Origin of the sequence: Arthrobacter sp. Soc17.1.1.1, from assembly GCF_036867195.1 — a bacterium.
Lineage (GTDB): Bacteria > Actinomycetota > Actinomycetes > Actinomycetales > Micrococcaceae > Arthrobacter_D.
The window spans coordinates 3,320,270-3,337,618 of record NZ_JBAJII010000001.1 but is presented as its reverse complement, the minus strand read 5'-3'; the positions used below and the strand labels follow the sequence as shown (position 1 = coordinate 3,337,618).

Genomic DNA, 17,349 nt, shown 5'->3' with positions numbered 1-17,349 from the left:
GCAGCTCCCTGCGCACACCCCTCCGCCGAACCGTCGTTCGCTGCGTTCGCAGCCTCACCCCGCGCACAGCCCCCTCTTCGCGGCCTCCCTGCCGGCCGCACAGCCCGTTCCCGCGCCGTCCGTTCCTGCGCCGTCCGTTTCTGCCCCGTCCATCCCGGCACCGACGCGTGCCGTCGCGCCCATGGAGCCGCAATCCGTGGAGACGGGACCCGATGCGTCCGTGCCCTCTGCCGTCCCGACTCCTTCCGGGGACGCGCCGCGTCCCCCCGCCCCGCTGACCCGCCGCGAACTCCGCGCCCGGGAGCGGGCCGCCCAGGAGGCACCCGCCGATGACGCTGTCGCGACCGATGACGCTGTCACCACCGACGCAACTGCCACCGATGCCACCGACGCCACCGCACCTGCCACCGCAGTCGATGACGCTGCCGTCGATGCCTCCGATGCCTCCGATGCCTCCGATGCCTCCGATGCCTCCGATGCCTCCGACGACGCCTCCGCCTCCGCCCCTGTGGCCCTGCCGTCGCGCCGCAGCGTCCGCAGCAGCGGACGCACGCCGTCGTCGGCCCGGCGACGGACGGACGCACGTGCTCTCGCGACCCGCCGGACGGCAGCCCGGAACGCCCTCCCGACGTCGTTCACCCGCCTGCGGGACAACGCCGCCACCGCCGGTATCGTCCTTGCCTCGGCCGGTCTGCTGATGGGCGCCGTCGCGCCGTCGGCCACCTCGGCCCCGGCCCCTGCCGGTGGTGCGGAGGCTGCCGTCGCATCCGGCGTCCCGCAGGCCGTCACCGCGCCCGCAGGAGCCACGGTCACCTTCGGCCTCGAGGCCGCGGGTCCCGCCGCCGAAGGCATCGCCCCGAGCATCGCGAGTGCGCGGGCGCTCTCGGCGTCCCTAGCACCGGCAGCGAAGGAACGCAAGGCCTTCAGCGCCCCGGTGGAGAACCCGGAGGTCGCCTCGACCTTCGGGTACAGGGTCAATCCCCTGGGCGGTTCCGGGACGGAGCTCCACACGGGCGTCGACTACGCCAGCGCCTGCGGCACCCCGGTGAAGGCCGCGGACGCCGGGACGGTCGTCGACTCGGGCTGGCACGCCTACGGCGGAGGGCAGCGCATCCTGATCGACCACGGCGACGGGCTGAAGACCACCTACAACCACCTGAGCGCCCTCGACGTGCCGGCCGGCACCACCGTGAAGCGCGGAGACCTCCTCGGCGCCGTCGGCAGTACGGGCAACTCCACGGGGTGCCACCTCCACTTCGAGGTCCTGGTCAACGACGAGAAGGTCGACCCGCAGCCCTGGCTGTGACCGGAGGCACCGCCGGCCCGGGGGCCGCCGCTGCCCCGGGTCCCGTCAGGGCAGCGGTTCGCTGACGACGGCGGGGTCCTTGTAGCCGAGCGGCATCCGCAGGCGGAGCGAGTCCGGCTTGACCTCGAACGCCATGTGCGTCGCCGTGCCGAGGGCATCGCCGTCGAGCTGCACCTCGAGCGGTTCACGCAGCGTGATCTCGGCGGTGCGGCACTGGAAGTACTCCAGCGACGGGTCCTTGCTCCTGCCCTTGCCGCGCGCGACCAGCTTGCCCGCGACGGCCAGCCACCCGAGCCTGCCCTTGGGGGCCACGGTCATGAGGTCCATGAGGCCGTCGTCGATCCTGGCGCCGGGGAAGATCTCCAGGCCGCCCATGATCTTCCCGCAGTTCCCGCCCATCACGCTGCGCAGGCGGCGCTCGAAGGGCTTGCCCCCGTTCACCGAGATGGTGGTGCGCGAGGGCCTGCCGGGCAGGTTCCTGATCCCGGCGTCCACGTACGCGAGCCAGCCGACCTTGTCCTTCAGGTCGTCCCGCGTGTCCGACATGATGGCGGCGTCGTAGCCGATCCCCGCCATGACCAGGAACACGTGGGCGTCCTGGGCGCGGTCCACAGTGACGTGCACGACGTCGATGGTCCGCTCCGTCCCGCGGAACGCGGACTCGACGGCGGCATCCGGATCGTCGACGGCGATGTCGAGGTTCCGGGCGAGCAGATTCCCGGTGCCCAGCGGCACGAGGGCCATCATGGTCCCGGTGCCGGCGAGTTCCTCGGCGACGCACCGGACCGTGCCGTCCCCGCCGGCCGCGATGACGAGGTCCACCCCCGCCTCGAGCGCCTCCCGGGCCTGGCCGTGCCCGGGATCGTCGGCGGTCGTCTCGATCACGAGCGGTTCCTCCCAGCCGTCCTCGGCCGAGATGCGCCGGACGGCGCCCTCGACGTCGGCGGTGGTGGCCTTGATGGGGTTGACGATCAGCGCGGCCCGACGGCGGCCCGATCCGGCATCCGCGACGGCGTCGGTATCGGTGTCGGTGGTCGGCGCGGGTAAGACGTCGGTGGGCATGGTGTCCTTCGTGCGGGGTGTCAACGGGTGGCTCCGTCGAGCTTATCCCGGCCGCCCCCGGCGCCGAGGGTAATCTTTGGGACGTGAACTTTCCCCAGCGATACGTGGCCCTCGGCGATTCCTTCACCGAAGGGGTGGGCGACTGGGACCCGGCGTCCCCCAACGGCGTGCGCGGCTGGGCGGACCGCGTGGCCGAGCAGCTCATCCTCGCCGACCCCTCCTGGGGCTACGCGAATCTCGCGATCCGCGGGAAGAAGATGCGCCAGATCCTCGACGAGCAGATCGACGCCGCGCTGGCGCTGCAGCCGACGCTCGTGACCCTCTACGCGGGTGCCAACGACATCCTGCGCCCCCGTATCGACATCGACGCCCTCATGGCGCACTACGACGACGGCATCGGGCGGCTCCGCGACGCCGGAGCCGCCGTCGTGCTGTTCACGGGCTTCGACGCGGCGGGTTCCGCCGTGTTCGGGAAGACCCGCGGACGCACGGCCGTCTACAACGAGTGGGTCCGCGAGATCGCCGACAACCGCGGCGCGACGATCGTGGACTACTGGCGGCTGCGCGAGTTCCAGGACTGGGGTTACTGGGACGTCGACCGCATGCACATGTCCACCGCCGGACACACGCTGATGGCCGCGCGCGTCCTCGAGGCACTGAAGGCCTCCCACCGGATCGACCTGCCGGAGCTCGAGGCACGCCCGGTCCTCCGACGGGCCGAGCAGCTCAAGGCGGATGCGCAGTGGGCCCGGGAGTACCTGAAGCCGTGGGTGGGCCGACGCCTGCGCGGCGTCTCCTCGGGCGACGAACTGACCGCCAAGTACCCGGCGCCGGTCCAGCCCGACTGGGCGACCGTCCCGGCCTGAGGTCTCCGGGCCCGACATGCTGCCGCCCCGTGCACCGGTCGTGCTGCAGTATCCCCTCCGCGGATCCTTCCGGGCCCGCAACAGCCCTGCACGCCGCGTGCCGAGCCACGGCACCCACCTGATGGGCACCACCTACGCCATCGACCTCGTCCCCGTCGACGTGCACGGCCGGGTGGCCGCGCGCGGGTGGCGCGCCCTGCTGGCCACCGAGCCGCCCGAGGCGTTCGTCGGCTTCGGCGCCCCGGTCCTGGCGCCGGCCGCCGGCACCGTCGTGATCGCCCACGACGGCGAGGAGGACCACGCGGCGCGGAGGTCGCAGCCTGCGCTGCTGGCCTACACGGCGGGCCAGTCCCGCCGGATCCACGACGGGCCGGCGGCGATTGCCGGCAACCACGTCGTCGTCGCCCTCGAACGTGGCGGGCCCTTCGTGCTGGTGGCCCATCTGCGCCGGGGATCGCTCCGGGTCGGGGTGGGGGACCGGATCCTCGCGGGGGAGTCACTGGCCGAGTGCGGGAACTCCGGCAACAGCACCCAGCCGCACGTGCACCTGCAGGTGACCGACAGCACCGACTGGGGTGCCGCGCGTGGCCTGCCCCTCGCCTTCCGGACCGCCACGGGCACCGAGGTGCCGCGCGAGTCGCAGATCATCCGGGTGTGAGGACCGACGGGGCCCGACAAGCACCCGCGGCAGTGGCCCGCAAGCCGGCGCCGCTCCGCGCGGAGCCCTTCGGCGGCCCGGAACCGGTGTGCCAGAATGAGCGGATGGCGGCGCAATGGCTCACATCCGACGAGCGGCGCGCATGGCTGGCCCTGTATGCGCTGACGTCCCTGGTCCCCGCGAGCCTCGACGCGCACCTGTTCCGCGAGGCACGCATCACCCTGTTCGACTACACGGTCCTCGCGATGCTCTCCGAGTCCGAGGGCAGGTGCCTGCCCATGAGCGAACTGGCTGCACGCTCGACGGCGTCGCTCTCGCGTCTCAGCCATGTGGTGAAGAAGCTGGAGGGGCGCGGCTGGGTGACCCGCCTCCCGTCCCACTCGGACGGCCGGGTGACGACGGCCTCCCTGACGCCCGCCGGACTCGAGATGCTGACCGAACTGGCGGTCGCGCACGTCGCGCAGGTCCGCGCCACGGTCTTCGACGCCCTCGACGGGCAGGACGTTGCCGACCTCGAGCGGGTGGGCCGCAAGATCCTCCGCGGCATGGACAGCGCCCACTGGATCCTGTCCGACGGCGAGGAGATCGGGGCGAGCGCCTCACCCCGGTCGCCCTAGGCCTGCACCGGTCACGATCCCCTCGGTCACGCACCCCGTCCGAGGACCCGACAGCACCCGACAGCACCCGACAGCACCCGGCAGAGACCGGGGATAGGACGGCAGATGGCCCCGCACGGACAGTTCCGGCACCAACCCAGCGTCCTCGCGATCGTCCTCGCGGGCGGGGCCGGCGGCCGCCTCGGCGCCCTCACAGACCACCGCGCCAAGCCGGCCATGCCCCTCGGCGGCAGCTTCCGGCTCATCGACATCGCACTGTCGAACCTGCATCACAGCGGCATCTCCGACGTCTGGATCATGGAGCAGTACCAGCCGAAGACCATCAACGACCACCTCCGCAACGGCCGGCCCTGGGACCTCGACCGCACGCGCGGCGGACTGCTGGTCCTGCCGCCCTTCAGCGGCAGGGAGGGTGAGGGCTTCGCCGACGGCAACGCGGACGGCCTGCTCCGCCAGGCCGCCTTCATCCGGGACTTCGCCCCGGACCTCGTCCTGGTGCTCAGCTCCGACCACCTCTACCGCCTCGACTACCGTGACGTCGTCGACACGCACCTGCGCACCGGCGCGGACCTCACCATGGTCACCGTCGACTTCGACGGCGACGCCTCCCACCACGGCGTGGCCACCGTCGACGACGCCGGCAGGGTCACCGACTTCGCCTACAAGCCCGACAGCCCTCCCACGAGCATCGTGGCTGCCGAGATCTTCCTCTACACCGCGGCCGCCCTGCTCGACACGCTCGACAGCCTGCAGGACACCGAGGACGGGCTCGGGGACTACGGGCACCACCTGGTGCCCCACCTGGTGCAGCGCGGAGCCGTGGTGGAGCATCGGCTCGAGGGGTACTGGCGGGACCTCGGGACGCCGGTCAACTACCTCCGTGCCCACCTCGACCTCGTCGACGGCCGGGGGCTGGATCTCGCGGACCCGCAGTGGCCCATCCTCACCGAGCCCCCGCAGCTGACCCCGGCGCGCATCGGTGAGGGAGCCGTGGTCGCCGACGCGCTGATCGCCCCCGGAGCCACGGTGCACGGCACCGTCCGCAGGAGCGTCATCGGCTCGGGCGCCACGGTGGAGGCCGGTGCCGTCGTGGAGGACTCGGTGCTGCTCAACCGCGTGCGGGTCACCGCGGGCAGCCGCGTCCGGCACGCGATCGTCGACTCCGGCGCTGTCGTGTCGGGGGACTGCGCCGGGGCAGGACCGGACGAGCCCGTGGTCGTCGACCGCGACGGGCGGATGAGCGACTGACGCGTTTTGGTCAAGCCAGATCCTGCCGGTAGTATGGTAGGGCGTTTGGCTGTGGCTGACGCCGATCCGTCCGTGGACGGGACGGAGTCCGCCCGGTTACCCGCGACTACCTGAAATGTCGGGCTGTGCGCCGCGAGGCTGTGCGCCGCCCGATCTTCACCGTCTTCCCCGCGGCGAGGCGCTTCGGCAGGTTCTCACCCTGCCAGGCCAACCTCCGGAAAGCTGCAGTAATAGCGGTGTCATTACTGGTGGCGGGACGCTCGACAAGTGATTCCGTCACGTTCATCTAATCTGGAGGAGAGTTATGGCAGCCCACTGCCAAGTGACCGGAGCCGAGCCCGGCTTTGGACACAGCATTTCGCACTCGCACCGCCGCAACAAGCGCCGGTTCGACCCCAACATTCAGAAGAAGCGCTACTACGTGCCTTCCCTGCGCCGCAACGTGACGCTGCAGGTCTCGGCCCGCGGCATCAAGACGATCGACGTCCGCGGCATCGACGCTGTCGTCGCGTCGATCCTCGCGAGGGGAGTGAAGCTCTAATGGCGAAGGACAAGGACGTACGTCCGATCATCAAGCTGAAGTCCACCGCAGGGACGGGCTACACCTACGTGACGCGCAAGAACCGTCGTAACGATCCGGACCGCATGGTCCTGATGAAGTACGACCCCAAGATCCGCAAGCACGTCGAATTCCGAGAGGAGCGCTAAACCATGGCCAAGAAGTCAAAGATTGCTCGCAACGAGCAGCGCAAGGTCATCGTCGAGCGCTACGCGGCCAAGCGCCTCGAGCTCAAGAAGACCCTCGTCGACGAGAACGCCACCGACGAAGCCCGCGAAGCAGCACGCCTCGGCCTGCAGAAGCTTCCCCGCAACGCCTCGCCGGTGCGACTGCGCAACCGCGACCAGATCGACGGCCGCCCCCGCGGCACGCTCCAGAAGTTCGGCATCTCGCGTGTCCGCTTCCGTGACATGGCGCACCGGGGCGAGCTGCCCGGCGTGACCAAGTCGAGCTGGTAGCAGCCACCGGGGCGTGACGCCCTCCGCACGGCACCTCGGAAGCCGGCAACCCACGGGTTGCCGGCTTCTGCCGTTTCCGCCCGAAGCCCGCGAATGAGGCCCGAACTGGGTCAATCCGCCCCCGATCGGGCCGAAAAGCCGCGTAAACACGCGGAACACCGCGTGCAAGCTGATAGGTTTTCGAACAGAGGCTTTTCGAATACCGCGGAAAGCTCGTTCCGAAGAGTACGTCCAGGAGGACCTAAATTGGCTAAGAACCGTAGTGAACTTGTCTCCGAGGTAGCAGCGAAGGCCGACACCAGCCAGGCTGCAGTCAACAGCGTCCTCGACGCGCTGTTCGACGTCTTCGCCGAGTCCATCGCCAAGGACGAGAAGATCACCATCCCCGGATGGCTCGCCGTCGAACGCACGAGCCGCGCAGCGCGCACGGGCCGCAACCCCCAGACCGGCGAGACCATCCAGATCGCGGCCGGCCACAGCGTCAAGCTGACCGCCGGCTCGAAGCTGAAGGCTTCCGCCAAGTAGTCCACGTTCCACCGGAGGGCCGCTGCCACCATGGCAGCGGCCCTCCGTCGTTCCTGCACGGATCCGCCCCGGGCGTACGGTCCCGCAGGGAATTCGCCCTATTTCTACTGCGGGTAGAGAATGGTGTATGTGTCCACTACTGCCAAGCACCCGCGCGAGACGCTCGCCAGCACCTCCCCGGAGCGCGCCATCGGGACCGTCTGGCTGGTCCTTGCCGGCGTCGCGGTCCTCGCCGCACTCGTGGTGGCCCTGTTCTTCTCCGGCGCGGCGGCCGCCCGCCAGCTCGGTGACCCCGGCGCCCTGACGCGGTGGGGCCTGCCCGTCGCCAAGGTCCTCAACAACACCGCGGCCGCAGGCACCATCGGCGCCCTCGTCTTCGCCGTCGTCATGCTGCCGCGGCAGGTCGGTTCGAAGGGGCGGAAACCCCGGGAGGATGCAGGCGAGCATCCGGCCTTCTCCCGCGTGCTGCTCCTCGCCTCCGCCTCCGCCGTCGCCTGGACGCTCGGCGCGCTCGGCGTCATGGTCTTCACCTACTCGGACGCCGCGGGCCTCCCGCTCAGCTCCGACCCCACCTACACCCAGGGCCTCGCGGCGTTCCTCACCGACTTCTCCACGGGGCGCGCCTGGCTCGTGACGTCCATCGTGTCCGCCGTCCTCGCCACGATCCTGTTCGGGGTGCGGTCCCAGATCGGGCTGGCGCTGGCCCTCGTGCTGGCGCTCCTGAACCTGCTGCCTATGGCCCTGATCGGCCACTCCGCCAGCGGCGACGACCACAACGCGGCCGTCAACTCGATCGCCCTGCACCTCGTGGGCGTGTGCCTGTGGGTCGGCGGGATCATCGCGCTGGCCGTCGTCGGCGGCAGACTGGGCGAGCAGACGGTGCCCGTCCTCAAGCGCTTCTCGGCCCTGGCCGGGTTCGCGTTCCTGCTCGTGGTGGCCTCGGGCGTGGTGAACGCGAGCCTCCGCATCACGGATCTCGCGCAGCTCAGCTCGCAGTGGGGCCTGCTGGTCACCTTCAAGACCATCGCCACGCTGCTGCTGGGCGGCATCGGCTGGATGCACCGGCAGTGGATCATCCCGCAGCTGGACGCCCCCGCCGGGACGGCCGCGTCGAAGCTGTCCGCCCGACGGGTGCTGTGGCAGCTCATCGCCGTGGAACTCGTGGTCATGGCCGCGGTCTCCGGCGTGGCAGGGGCCCTCGGCCGCACCGCGCCGCCCCGCACCGAGGAACTGCCCACCGCGGCAGGGCCCGCCCGCATCCTGACCGGCTACGACCTCCCGCCCGAGCCCACCCCGATCCGCTGGCTCAGCGAGTGGCGGCCCGACTGGCTGTGGATCACCGTCGCCCTGACCCTCGGCGTCGCCTATATCCTCGGCACGGTGAAACTCCGCCGCCGCGGCGACTCCTGGTCCCTGCTGAAGCTCGCCAGCTGGATCGTGGGCCTGCTGCTGCTCACCTACTTCACGTCCGGAGCCCCCGCCATCTACGGCATGGTGCTGTTCAGCGCCCACATGATCGACCACATGGCGCTGACCATGGTGGTGCCGCTGTTCCTCGTCCTCGGAGCGCCCGTCACACTGGCGCTCAGGGCGCTCGACGCGCGACGCGACGGCACGCGCGGCATCCGCGAGTGGATCCTCGTGATCGTGCACTCCTGGCCGTCACGGATCATCACGCACCCGCTGTTCGCGGCCGGCAACTTCGTGGCCTCGATCATCGTCTTCTACTACTCGCCCCTGTTCGGCTTCGCGCTCCGCGAGCACGTGGGCCACGAGCTCATGATCACGCACTTCCTCATCACCGGGTACATCTTCGTGCTCTCGATGATCGGCTCCGATCCTGTCCCGTTCCGCGCGCCCTACCCGCTGCGGATCGTGCTCCTGTTCGCCACCATGGCCTTCCACGCCTTCTTCGGCGTGACCCTCATGGGCTCCACCTCCCTGCTCGAGGCCTCCTGGTTCGGCAACATGGGCCGCGAGTGGGGTGTCTCGGCCCTCGCCGACCAGCAGGTGGGCGGTGCCGTGACGTGGGGCGTGGGCGAGATCCCGACGCTGCTGCTCGCGATCGGCGTCGCGGTGATGTGGTCCAGGTCGGACGCCCGGGAGACGAAGCGCACCGACCGTGCGGCGGACAGGAATAACGACGCCGATCTCACGGCTTACAACAGCATGTTCGCCGACCTCGCCAAGCGCGACGCCGGAACCCGCGGGCCAGGGCAGCAGTCCCCCGCGCGGGCCACACCAGGAGACTCTGCAGGGGAGACCGAATGACCGAGACCACCGTGCGCACCGGCTACCGCGTGCGCGGTTCAGCGCTGACCGGCCGCAACTGGCTCAACACCGGCGGGAAGCAACTGCAGCTGGAGGACCTGCGCGGCAAGATCGTCATCCTCGACTTCTGGACCTTCTGCTGCATCAACTGCCTCCACGTCCTCGACGAGCTGCGTCCCCTCGAGGAGCAGTACTCGGACGTCCTCGTCACGGTGGGCGTGCACTCCCCGAAGTTCGAGCACGAGGCCGACCCGGTGGCGCTCGCCGCCGCCGTCGAACGCTACGACATCCACCACCCGGTGCTGGACGACCCGGAACTGACCACGTGGCAGGCCTACACGGCGCGGGCCTGGCCGACGCTCGTGGTCATCGACCCCGAGGGCTACATCGTGGCGCACCTCTCCGGCGAGGGGCACGCCGCCGGGCTCACCTCCCTGGTGGAGGAGCTCGTGGCCGAGCACGAGGCCAAGGGCACGCTGCACCGCGGGGACGGGCCCTACGTGCCCGCCGAGAGCACGGCCGGGGACCTGAAGTTCCCGGGCAAGCTCATCGCCCTGCCCGCCACCGGCACCTTCCTCGCGGGCGACACGGGCCACCACCGCCTCGTGGAGCTCGAGGCGGACCTCGTCACCGTGCGCCGCACCATCGGCTCCGGGACCAAGGGCTTCCGCGACGGTGCGGCCGGCGAGGCACAGTTCAACGAGCCGCAGGGCGTCGCGCTCCTCCCGGCAGGGCTCGCCGCGGAGGTCGGGTACGACGTCGTCGTGGCCGACTCCGTGAACCACCGCCTGCGCGGTGTCACCCTCGCCACGGGCGAGGTGCGCACGCTCGCCGGGAACGGCACGCAGCGCCTGCTCGACGCCGGCAACCACACCAAGACGGGCCGGCAGGAGAACGCGCACGAGGTCGGCGCGGAGAGCGAGACACCGCGCCTCACCCAGACGCAGCTCGGTACCGACGCCCTGAACGTGTCGCTGTCCTCCCCCTGGGACGTGCTCCACTCGACGGTCCTGGACCGCTTGGTCGTCGCGATGGCGGGCACGCACCAGATCTTCACCTACGACCCCCGCAGCCACGCCGTCGAGGTCCTCGCCGGTACCGGCCTCGAGGGGCTGCTCGACGGCGACGCTTCCGCGGCGTGGTTCGCCCAGTCCTCCGGTCTCGCCGAGGACGCCAACGGCACCATCTGGATCGCCGACTCCGAGACGTCCTCGGTGCGGATCCTGTCCTTCCTCGAGGTCGACGGGCGCAGGCGCGTCCAGGTGCAGACGGCCGTCGGGACCGGCCTGTTCGACTTCGGCTTCCGGGACGGCGACGCCGACCAGGCGCGCCTGCAGCACCCGCTCGGCGTCGCGGCGCTGCCCGACGGCTCCATCGCCATCGCCGACACCTACAACGGCGCCGTGCGCCGCTACGACCCGGCCACGCGCCAGGTGTCCACGCTGCTGCGCGGCCTGTCCGAGCCGTCCGACGTGCTCGTGGACACCACGCCCGTCGCCGACGGCGGGGACCCGCTGCTGATCGTCGTCGAGGCGAACCGGCACCAGCTCGTCCGCGTGCCGCTGCCCAAGGAGGCGCTCGCCGTCGACGAGGGGGCGTCGCAGACGCAGCGGCCCAAGACGCCGATGTCCGCCGGGCCCGTGGCCCTGACCGTGCGCTTCTCCGCCCCCACGGGACAGAAGCTCGACGACCGCTGGGGAGACCCCACGCAGCTGAAGATCAGCGCCTCCCCGGAGTCGCTGCTGGTCTCCGGCGGGGGGACGTCCACGGGATTGACGCGGGAACTCGTGCTGTCCCCCGAGGCGGGCGACGGCGTCCTGCACATCACCGCGCGGGCGGCGTCCTGCGACGGCGAGCCGGGCGGGGAGATCCCCGACCATGCCGCCTGCCACCTGTACCAGCAGGACTGGGGCATCCCGGTGTCGGTCACGGCGGACGGCGACACCGCCCTGACGCTGGACCTGCGCGGCCTGGACTGACCCCGTCGGGGCCGCACCGCAGCCCCACCGCAGCCCGACGCAGACCGACGCAGACCGACGACGCGCACCCAGCATCACGACGAGGAGCCACCATGACCACCGACAGCGGACCCGCAGCACCGGCACAGCGCACGGCCCTCGTGGTGGGAGCCACGGGCATCGCCGGATCGGCGCTCGTGGAGCGGCTCACCGCGGAGGGCTGGCAGGTCCTGGCGCTCTCCCGCAGGCCCGGTGCCGGGCACGACGGCGTCCGCTGGCTGTCCGCGGACCTCACCTCCGCCGACGCCGTGGCAGCCGCCCTCGCCCCGGAGCGGCCCACGCACGTGTTCTTCACCGCCTGGTCGCGGCAGGACACCGAGGAGGCGAACATCGAGGTCAACGCGGGCATGCTGCGGGACCTGCTGCTCGCCCTCCGCGGCAAGGACGTGGCGCACGTGGCCCTCATGACCGGGCTGAAGCACTACCTCGGGCCCTTCGAGGCCTATGCCGCAGGGCAGATGGCCGATACACCGTTCCACGAGGAGGAGCCGCGCCTGCCGGTCCGGAACTTCTACTACGCGCAGGAGGACGAGCTGTTCGCCGCGGCAGCGGAGCAGGGCTTCACCTGGTCGGTCCACCGGGCGCACACGGTGATCGGCCATGCGGTCGGCAACGCGATGAACATGGGACTGACGCTCGCCACGCAGGCCACCCTCTGCCGCGAGGCGGGCGAACCGTTCGTGTTCCCCGGGTCGGAGACGCAGTGGAACGGGCTCACCGACATGACCGACGCCGGGCTCCTCGCCGAGCACATGCTGTGGGCCTCGACGGCCCCCGCCGCGGCCGATCAGGCATTCAACATCGTCAACGGCGACGTCTTCCGTTGGCGCTGGCTGTGGCCGCAGCTCGCCGCCTACTTCGGCGTGGAGTGGGAGGGGTACAGCGGCGCGCCGCGTCCGCTCGAGCAGGCCATGGCCGGCCGCGACGCGCAGTGGGCAGGGATCGCGGAGCGTCACGGCCTCGCCGAGCCCCGACTGGACCGGATGGCCTCCTGGTGGCACACCGACGGCGACCTCGGGCGGGACATCGAGGTGGTCACCGACATGGGCAGGAGCCGCGTGGCCGGGTTCACCGGGTACCGGCGGACCCCGGACGCGTTCACCGCGCTGTTCGACCGCTACCGCGCCGAGCGCCTCATCCCGTGATGCGGGCCGCGGCGGGGAGCGGCAGCGCCTAGTAGCGGACCACGGGCGTGACGGTGACGGCGTCCCCGGTCACCGCGAGGTCGGCGCCGAACTCGAAGGGCACGGACTCCACCACGTCCCGGACCTCGCCCGAGAAGAAGTCCCGGAGCTGGGTCTCGATCCGGGCGGATCCGCGCAGCGGCGCCAGGAGCCAGCCGCCGTCCTTCGGCGTGATGGACGCGGAGGGGTAGTCCTCGATGGACCAGGTGATGTCCCCGGCCAGCCGCTCGTTGGTGATGTAGTTGAACGGGCAGTTCCTGGGCTGGAAGACGGTCTGGCGGGCGCAGTCGTCCAGGAACGCATGCAGCTGGTCGTCGACCGCCCGGGTCAGTTCGGGCGTCGCCTCGGTGGCGAGCGCCAGGGGCGGCGGGGCGTCCCGGCCGGTGACCGTCGCGCGGCGCTCCGGAGCCGAGAAGTACCGGCCCTCGTACTGTGCCGTGACGGCTGCGGGGTAGAAGGAGGCGAGGGACACCCTGCCGTCCGGGAGCCCGACGTCGACGCCGTTCACCGTGGCCCGGACACTGTTCACGGCGGACACCTCGACCGCCGGCAGGACACTCTGCTCGAAGCGCCACACGGTGAACAGGCCCCATTCTGTGCCGGTGCGCTGGAGGGGGAAGTCGGTGGTCGTCCGCGCGCCGTCGAGCGTGTAGCTGACGGGGACCTCCACCCGGTCCGCACCCGCCTCGCGCGCATCGCCGACCGTCACGTCCTCGAGCGCCGCGCCCGCCCGCTCCAGGCCCCCGCCGTCCAGCAGGGCGGGGTTGGAGCCTTCCGGCACCGAGGCGTTGAGCAGGCCCAGTGCCCTGCTGCCGTCGCCGTCGCGCAGCGCCTCGAGGTACAGGCGGACCTGGTGCTCGGGGCCGTACAGCTGCCCGTTGAGGAGGGAGACGGTCGCGAGGAAGCCCGTGCCGACCAGCATCAGTGCCAGCAGCCAGCCCGCGAGCGCCTTCACGACAGGAGTGGTGTGCACCCCTCAACGGTACCGGCTGGTCCGCGTCAGCCGGGCAGGAATCCGAGGAGCGCCCCGAGCACGGCGCACACGAGGCCGACGACGGCGACCACCCGCGTGCCCCGGTACGGCTCCTCGAGGGTCCACTGCGCCGGGTTCCTCGCCTGGTAGAAGATGGTGACGTCCTCCCCGGGCGGCAGCGGCGACGGGGCGGCGCCCTGCCGCCCTCTCCGGATGCCGCCGGACCACAGCGCCTCGACGATCCGGTACCGGTGATCGTGCCAGCGGAGGTACGGGTGCCCCTCGTGGTCGAAGGTGATGGCCTGCGTCCGGGTCCACGACCCGTAGATCAGCCGGATGACGAGTGCAGCGATCAGCAGCCCCAGTCCGAGCGCCGTCAGGCCCGCCGACACGAACTCGATCACCACCGCGGAGCGTGTCTCCTCGGACACCGCCGCGGGGGTCCGCAGCCTCAGGACCACGGGCGCCTGCGGCGTTTCGTGGCGAACAGGCCGCGCGCGAGCTCCTTCCCGATGACCCCGGCCGCCTTCAGGGCGAGATCCGCCAGCTCGTCCCGGTCCGGGCCGCGTCCCGCCGTCGTCCGTCCTGGGACGGGCGGGGCTCCGCGTGCCCGGGTTCCCTGCGCGGAGGCAGGCCGAGGATCTCCTCCTCGATGCGGCGTGCCTCCTCGTCGCGCACCTCGCGTGCATCGCGCGTGGGTCCGGTGGGTCCGGCGTCGCGCGCGGGGGGATCGGGAGGGGGGACCGGTGCGCGGCCCGGGACGCCGCCGGACCGTCCGGTCAGCTTCTCGTACGCGGAATGCCTGTCGACGGCCTGGCTGTACCGGGGGAGGAGGGGGGAGGCGGCGACGGCGGTGGACACCGTCCCCTCGGGTCCGCGGCCCATCACGGATTCGGGGGAGCGGAGCCGGGTCCACGCGACCGGCGTGGGCGCACCGCGCTCGTTCATCACGGTGACCACGGCCTCGCCGATACCGGCGGAGGTCAGGACCTCCTCGAGGTCGTAGTCGCTCATGGGGAAGGTCGAGACCGTGGCGCGGAGGGCCTTGGCGTCGTCGGGGGTGAAGGCCCGCAGCGCGTGCTGGATGCGGTTGGCGAGCTGCCCGAGGACCTCCCCGGGCACGTCCTTCGGTGTCTGCGTGATGAAGAAGATGCCCACGCCCTTGGACCGGATCAGCCGCACGGTGGCCTGGATGGACTCGCGGAAGGCCTTCGAGGACCCGGTGAAGAGCAGGTGCGCCTCGTCGAGGAAGAACACCAGGCGGGGCTTGTCCGTGTCGCCGACCTCGGGCAGTTCGGCGAACAGGTCGGCCAGCAGCCACATCAGGAACGTGGAGAACAGCCGCGGTTTCTGCTGCACGCTGACGAGTTCCAGCGCGGTGATGATCCCGCGGCCGTCCGGCGCGGTCCGGAGGAGGTCCGCCGTGTCGAACTCCGGTTCGCCGAAGAACGCGTCCATGCCCTGGGCCTCGAGCGTCACGAGTCCGCGCAGGATGACCCCGGCCGTGGCGCTCGACAGCCCGCCGAGGGACGTCAGGGCGTCCCGGCCCTCGTCGGAGGTGAGGAAGACGATGACGGCGCGGAGGTCGGCGAGGTCGTACAGCTCCAGGCCGTTCCGGTCCGCGTAGTGGAAGACGAGCTGAAGGCTCGATTCCTGCGTCTCGTTGAGGTCGAGCACCCTGCTGAGGAGCAGGGGGCCGAAGGAGGAGATGGTGGCGCGGACGGGGACGCCGTTCCCGGTGCCGAGGGTGAGGAACTCGACGGGGAAGCCGGCGGGCGCCCAGTCCTGTCCCACGCTCGCCGTGCGCTTCGCCAGCCGGTCCGACGCCGTTCCCGGCGTGGCGAGCCCGGTGAGGTCGCCCTTGATGTCGGACAGGAACACGGGGACGCCCTGCGCGGAGAGCTGCTCCGCCAGGACCTGCAGGGTCACGGTCTTGCCGGTGCCCGTGGCGCCCGCGATCAGGCCGTGCCGGTTCATCATGGCGAGCGGCAGGCGTACCTGCGCGTCGGCGTGCACCGTGCCGCCCACCAGGGCCGCCCCGAGGTGCAGGGTCGGTCCTTCGAAGACGTATCCGGCGGTGATGTCGGCGACCTGGGCGGCGCCGTCGTGTTCGACCATAGGGCCACACTACACAGCAGGACCGGCGCCCTCCCGGGTGCCGGTCCTGCCGTGGAGGAGCTCTCCGGGCGGCTGGCCGCCCGGGTCCGGTCAGCCTGCCGCGTGCCTGCCCCCGGCCGCCGACGAGCCGCCCGAACGGGCACCGGCATCGACCGAGGTATTCCCTGCGGCCGCGGTCCCGTTGCCCGATGTGCCGTTGCCCGATGTGCCGTTGCCGAAGGCGCTCCCGTCCCGGTCCGCCTGTTGGGCGGTGGCGATCTCCTCCGCGCGGTCCTCGGCGGCCTCGGCCGTCAGCGCGGCGCCCGCCTCGGCATCACGCGTCAGGTTCTCCCCGGTCTCGGCGTCGAACAGGTGGAGCTTCCGCGTGTCCAGCCAGATCTCGGCCTCCCGCCCGCCACGGATACGGCTCGCGGCGTCGAGGGTGACCACCACCTGCGGACGGAGTTCGTCGGCGTCCATGTCCCGGGCCAGACTGTTGAGGAGCTCGCGCATCTCGGGTGCGGGGTCGAAGTTGATGTACCCGTACTGTTCGTTGCCGAGCCACTCCGTGTGCGTGAGGGTCGCCATGAACGTGGAGCCGTGGGGGCGCTTGCTGTCCTCCACGAGCTTGGCGTCCTCGAAGAACTCGGGGCGCACACCCACGAGGACCACGCGCTTGCCGGCCGCCTTGCGGGCCTTGTCCTCCGGGATGCCGATGTCGCCGAGCGCGGTTCTCAGGGTGGTGCCCTCGAGGGTCGCGGGCAGGAAGTTCATCGACGGCGAGCCGATGAAGCCCGCCACGAAGAGGTTCACGGGCTGCTCGTACAGTTCCCGCGGGGAGGCGATCTGCTGCAGCTCGCCCTTCTTCAGTACGGCGACGCGGTCGCCGAGGGTCATGGCCTCGGTCTGGTCGTGCGTCACGTAGACGGAGGTGACCCCGAGGCGCCGCTGCATCTGGGAGATCTCGGAGCGCATCTGCCCGCGCAGCTTGGCGTCCAGGTTGGACAGCGGCTCGTCGAAGAGGAACGCGTCCGCCTGGCGGACGATGGCCCGGCCCATCGCGACGCGCTGCCGCTGACCGCCCGAGAGGTTCGCCGGCTTGCGCTGCAGGTGGTCGGTCAGCTCCAGGGTGGCCGCCGCCTCGGTGACGAGCTTGTCCACCTGGTCCTCCGAGTGCTTGCCCTTGGCCAGGCGCAGGGGGAACGCGATGTTCTCGTACACCGTCAGGTGCGGGTACAGGGCGTAGTTCTGGAACACCATCGCCAGGTTGCGGTCCCGGGGTGCCTTGTCGTTCACGCGCTGGCCGTCGATGAGCAGGTCGCCGTCCGTGATGTCCTCGAGGCCCACGATCATGCGCAGCAGCGTGGACTTCCCGCAGCCCGACGGGCCCACGAGGATGATGAACTCCCCGTCCGCGATGTCGATGCTGATGTCGTTGACGGCGGGGAAGCCGTCGCCGTACTTCTTGACCAGGTGGTTGAGGGTGATTGAAGCCATGGTGCGATTC

17 protein-coding genes are annotated in these 17,349 nt (G+C 71.3%); 12 read left to right on the top strand and 5 right to left on the bottom strand.

Annotated features, from left to right (window positions below):
• The first annotated feature begins 181 nt into the window (after nt 1-181).
• On the top strand, nt 182-1,306 hold the full coding sequence (locus V6S67_RS15405) for a M23 family metallopeptidase (RefSeq protein WP_334211056.1): 1,125 nt from the start codon (nt 182-184) through the stop codon (nt 1,304-1,306).
• A gap of 45 nt (nt 1,307-1,351) precedes the next feature.
• Here V6S67_RS15405 and V6S67_RS15400 read toward each other — a convergent pair whose 3' ends face one another.
• The gene (locus V6S67_RS15400) at nt 1,352-2,368 is read right to left on the bottom strand and encodes a diacylglycerol/lipid kinase family protein (protein WP_334211055.1); all 1,017 of its coding nucleotides are present in this window, start codon (nt 2,366-2,368) and stop codon (nt 1,352-1,354) included.
• Nucleotides 2,369-2,451: 83 nt separating this feature from the next.
• Between V6S67_RS15400 and V6S67_RS15395 the strand changes: the two genes are divergently transcribed.
• The 11 genes from V6S67_RS15395 (at nt 2,452) to V6S67_RS15345 (ending at nt 12,733) form a co-directional block, all read left to right on the top strand.
• Nucleotides 2,452-3,234 carry an SGNH/GDSL hydrolase family protein gene (locus tag V6S67_RS15395; RefSeq protein WP_334211054.1) on the top strand — a complete coding sequence of 261 codons (783 nt, stop codon included), beginning with the start codon at nt 2,452-2,454 and terminating at the stop codon, nt 3,232-3,234.
• 40 nt (nt 3,235-3,274) lie between these two features.
• Nucleotides 3,275-3,892, top strand: a complete 618-nt coding sequence (locus V6S67_RS15390) for a M23 family metallopeptidase (protein ID WP_334211053.1) — start codon at nt 3,275-3,277, stop codon at nt 3,890-3,892.
• A 104-nt stretch (nt 3,893-3,996) separates the two neighbouring features.
• Nucleotides 3,997-4,509: a MarR family winged helix-turn-helix transcriptional regulator gene (locus tag V6S67_RS15385; protein WP_334211052.1), complete on the top strand. Its 513-nt coding sequence runs from the start codon at nt 3,997-3,999 to the stop codon at nt 4,507-4,509.
• A gap of 105 nt (nt 4,510-4,614) precedes the next feature.
• Nucleotides 4,615-5,757, top strand: a complete 1,143-nt coding sequence (locus tag V6S67_RS15380; protein ID WP_334211051.1) for a glucose-1-phosphate adenylyltransferase family protein — start codon at nt 4,615-4,617, stop codon at nt 5,755-5,757.
• A 304-nt stretch (nt 5,758-6,061) separates the two neighbouring features.
• Nucleotides 6,062-6,298 carry a 50S ribosomal protein L28 gene (gene rpmB / locus V6S67_RS15375; RefSeq protein WP_043441573.1) on the top strand — a complete coding sequence of 79 codons (237 nt, stop codon included), beginning with the start codon at nt 6,062-6,064 and terminating at the stop codon, nt 6,296-6,298.
• A complete protein-coding gene (gene rpmG, locus V6S67_RS15370; protein WP_019481734.1) occupies nt 6,298-6,465 on the top strand; it encodes a 50S ribosomal protein L33 in 168 nt (55 codons plus the stop codon). The genes rpmB and rpmG overlap by 1 nt, the downstream gene beginning before the upstream one ends.
• A 3-nt stretch (nt 6,466-6,468) precedes the next feature.
• On the top strand, nt 6,469-6,774 hold the full coding sequence (gene rpsN / locus V6S67_RS15365; RefSeq protein ID WP_026545363.1) for a 30S ribosomal protein S14: 306 nt from the start codon (nt 6,469-6,471) through the stop codon (nt 6,772-6,774).
• A 246-nt stretch (nt 6,775-7,020) separates the two neighbouring features.
• Nucleotides 7,021-7,299, top strand: coding sequence for an HU family DNA-binding protein (locus tag V6S67_RS15360; protein WP_104051767.1), 279 nt, complete (start codon nt 7,021-7,023; stop codon nt 7,297-7,299).
• Nucleotides 7,300-7,419: 120 nt separating this feature from the next.
• Nucleotides 7,420-9,570 carry a cytochrome c oxidase assembly protein gene (locus V6S67_RS15355; RefSeq protein WP_442884819.1) on the top strand — a complete coding sequence of 717 codons (2,151 nt, stop codon included), beginning with the start codon at nt 7,420-7,422 and terminating at the stop codon, nt 9,568-9,570.
• Nucleotides 9,567-11,549 carry an NHL domain-containing thioredoxin family protein gene (locus V6S67_RS15350; RefSeq protein ID WP_334211050.1) on the top strand — a complete coding sequence of 661 codons (1,983 nt, stop codon included), beginning with the start codon at nt 9,567-9,569 and terminating at the stop codon, nt 11,547-11,549. The genes V6S67_RS15355 and V6S67_RS15350 overlap by 4 nt, the downstream gene beginning before the upstream one ends.
• 92 nt (nt 11,550-11,641) lie before the next feature.
• Nucleotides 11,642-12,733, top strand: coding sequence for an SDR family oxidoreductase (locus tag V6S67_RS15345; RefSeq protein ID WP_334211049.1), 1,092 nt, complete (start codon nt 11,642-11,644; stop codon nt 12,731-12,733).
• 28 nt (nt 12,734-12,761) lie between these two features.
• On the opposite strand, the gene V6S67_RS15340 is transcribed toward V6S67_RS15345, so the two are convergent.
• The 4 genes from V6S67_RS15340 to ugpC form a co-directional block, all read right to left on the bottom strand.
• Entirely contained in the window at nt 12,762-13,745 is a 984-nt protein-coding gene (locus tag V6S67_RS15340; RefSeq protein ID WP_334211048.1) for a hypothetical protein, read from the bottom strand.
• A gap of 26 nt (nt 13,746-13,771) precedes the next feature.
• Nucleotides 13,772-14,206, bottom strand: coding sequence for a DUF3592 domain-containing protein (locus tag V6S67_RS15335; protein ID WP_334211047.1), 435 nt, complete (start codon nt 14,204-14,206; stop codon nt 13,772-13,774).
• A gap of 67 nt (nt 14,207-14,273) precedes the next feature.
• Nucleotides 14,274-15,863, bottom strand: a complete 1,590-nt coding sequence (locus V6S67_RS15330) for a helicase HerA-like domain-containing protein (protein ID WP_334211046.1) — start codon at nt 15,861-15,863, stop codon at nt 14,274-14,276.
• Nucleotides 15,864-15,953: 90 nt separating this feature from the next.
• On the bottom strand, nt 15,954-17,339 hold the full coding sequence (gene ugpC / locus V6S67_RS15325; protein ID WP_334211045.1) for an ABC transporter ATP-binding protein: 1,386 nt from the start codon (nt 17,337-17,339) through the stop codon (nt 15,954-15,956).
• Nucleotides 17,340-17,349: the final 10 nt, after the last annotated feature.